Source organism: Vibrio sp. 1S139 (genome assembly GCF_041439475.1).
Lineage (GTDB): Bacteria > Pseudomonadota > Gammaproteobacteria > Enterobacterales > Vibrionaceae > Vibrio > Vibrio crassostreae_C.
The window spans coordinates 1-2,687 of record NZ_JBGOOD010000139.1; the positions used below are offsets into that span (position 1 = coordinate 1).

Annotated in this window: 4 protein-coding genes; all 4 read right to left on the bottom strand. The window is 39.5% G+C overall.

Annotated elements, in window-relative coordinates; all coding sequences use genetic code 11:
* A partial coding sequence (gene lpxL, locus ACED46_RS21680) for an LpxL/LpxP family Kdo(2)-lipid IV(A) lauroyl/palmitoleoyl acyltransferase (RefSeq protein ID WP_371722431.1) occupies positions 1–773 on the bottom strand: 773 nt, incomplete at its 3' end.
* Positions 774–943: 170 nt separating this feature from the next.
* Positions 944–1,126 (bottom strand): hypothetical protein, encoded by a 183-nt coding sequence (locus ACED46_RS21685; RefSeq protein ID WP_102501473.1) that lies wholly within the window; start codon positions 1,124–1,126, stop codon positions 944–946.
* Positions 1,127–1,233: 107 nt separating this feature from the next.
* Positions 1,234–1,602, bottom strand: a complete 369-nt coding sequence (locus ACED46_RS21690; protein ID WP_102501474.1) for a DUF4377 domain-containing protein — start codon at positions 1,600–1,602, stop codon at positions 1,234–1,236.
* Positions 1,603–1,882: 280 nt separating this feature from the next.
* Entirely contained in the window at positions 1,883–2,518 is a 636-nt protein-coding gene (locus ACED46_RS21695; RefSeq protein ID WP_371722432.1) for a recombinase family protein, read from the bottom strand.
* Between the last annotated feature and the right edge of the window lie 169 nt (positions 2,519–2,687).

The following is a 2,687-nucleotide window of genomic DNA, read 5'->3' on the forward strand; positions in this document are numbered from 1 at the left end:
GGGGCACTAATAGTCAATGTATAGTGACCATTTTCGCCTCTCACCATAGTGAATGGCACAATTGCACAGTCTGTTGTATCCACTAATAAACTCGTTCCTGTTGTTGTACAAGCGCGCTTAACTTCAAATAAAGGGGCAAAAGTCGAGCGACGAGTACCATAATCATGATCAGGAGCATACCAAACTCGCTCTCCAGCATTCAGGGCTTTGAGCATCCCCCTCACGTTTTTACGATTAATCAGTGTACGGTTAGACCGTGAACGCCCTTTATACTGGAAATAATCAAAGCATGGGTTGTTACTTGGCCGGTAAACACCCATTCCCGACTTTTTTATACCAAATGCTCTTGCACCTAATTCTAGATTCATCGAATGGACAGCCAGCATGAGCACGCCTTTACCTTGTTGCTCCAGTGCTTCTATATGCTCTATTCCTTTAATCGTCACGTGCTTGCTGACTCGTTTATCAGACCAAAACCAAGCCATTGCGGTTTCAAATAATGCAATACCAGCATTGTCGATGTTGTCTTTTAAAATTGCTTCACGCTCTTGAACTGTCATCGTTGAGAAGCACAATTCTAGATTGCGCTTGATGATGACCTGGCGTTTTTTCATTAACCGCATGACAATACGCCCAATATCACTTCCTAACGTTAGTTGTACACGAAGTGGGAGAAGGCTAAAAAGATACATAATACCAATAATGGTTAATGTGCCCCAGTAACGAGGGGACAGAAATTCTGCCTTGAATTTTTGCGCAGTTTGCTTATTCATGAGTGTGCCATTAGACGAATTCGCCTTTTAAATCCTTTAAAAACAAAGTTAAATGAAAACAAATTTCATCCAGTAATATCTTCTCAACACTGGCTATAACATCACTCAAATCAGGCGTTTCAACTTGACTGCCATAAGCCTCAACCGTGCTCGAATTTGAGATGAATCAATCACAACATCCATTCTTTCTCATCTTGTTGTTGCTCCAAAATATTTTCAATTCGACGTCGTACTTGAGCCGCCTTTTTCTGATCTTCGCGAACGGCGGGTAATTTCTTTTTTGATTTTGGCGATGTATCTGTCGGTTTCGAATCGACCTGAAATGCGCGAGCTTGCTTTACTGGTTTCACCATCGTTATGCCTCAATGCAATTTGACTATTCTGAATCCAACTATTATACCGACTCAAAAAAAACCTTTGAAAGGCTCACGTTAAAATTAACCTTAGATCCGCTTCGTAATTAATGGGGTAATTCAGTTGAAGGGTGTAAATGGTGCTTTTCTAATTCTTTGATTAAACGATATTGATATAGGCTTGCATCCGCAGGTACATTTTCTGATGTAAACCGCTGAGTTTTTTCTACTTGAAGTGTGTACTCGTAACCAGCTTCGAACTCAAAATCTGTAATATGATCATAAAATAAAGCACCATCAACAACGAGACATTTCATGGGAGCGACACCGACACAATCTACTTTTTCCGACCCAACCTCTATTGTCATCATCACTTTTTCTCGAGTCGTTTCATTATGCGTGGAGTCAGCCTTAGAGTTTGTTTGATCACAGCCAATCAATAGCGAGACTCCAGCGAGTAAAAGATATTGTTTCATTATTCTATTTTCCTATTCACTTTCTATCGTAGCCAAATATCGATTTTTTCATCGATATTTCATTTAGTGCCTATGACTTTGCTATCACAAAGCCATGATTAAAAATCAGCTTATGCATTTTAAAATTACAGATTAACGACTTTCCTCGATATTGAAGATAGCGGATGATTTTCGGTGAACTGTCAGTAGAGTTTTAAATTAGTTCAAGAATGTCTAACACACTGCCCTCGTTCACCTCTCGAATATAAAGCCTAATGGAATTAAAACGTATATTGATTTTTTACTTCGTTGTCCGCTCACTCCCCAATTTCTTGGCAACACGTATCACTGTGCGTGGAGAGATATTGGCCAGCTTTGCAGTATCATGAATACTGAGTTTGTTTATTACTCTCAATTGGTAAATCTTTTCGTGAAGTTCAAGGTTAGGCTGCCTACCACGATACTTACCTTCTTCTTTAGCCTTTGTTATCCCCTCAGCTTGTCGGCGGCGGCGGTCTTGATAATCTTTTCGAGCGATAGCTGCCAGCATATCCATCATCATGCTGTTGATAGCTTTGATCATTGAGTTTGTGAATTCGTCTGTCACTTGAGGAGCAAGTGCTATATGACTGGTCGGCAAATCTAGGCTGATCACTTTTAACTCTTTCTTGTTCAGCATTTCTTTTAAAGTGAACCAACTTTTTTCATCTAAGCGTGATAGTCGGTCAATCTGCTCAATGATGATAGCGTCCCCAATTGCTGCATCATCAAGTAATCGTAATAATTCAGGTCTTTGTAGAGAAGCACCAGATTCGTTTTCAATATACCAACCAGCTAAACGATGGCCTTTTTGCTGTACAAACTCTAGTAAAGTGTTTTGAGCTCGTTTTGCATTCTGGTCGGTTGTTGATGCTCTAAGGTAGCCAAAGATGTACATAATTTCCCCTAAGTGTCATTTATATTATGACTTTAAGTATTGTGTCATTTAGGTTATGACATTATGGGGTTTCGTGTCAAATTCCACCTATGGCTTTTAGGTATACTTAAAAGACATACAAAGAGTTCAAATGAGGTGTACCTAAAATAAACCATCATCAAATGGATTG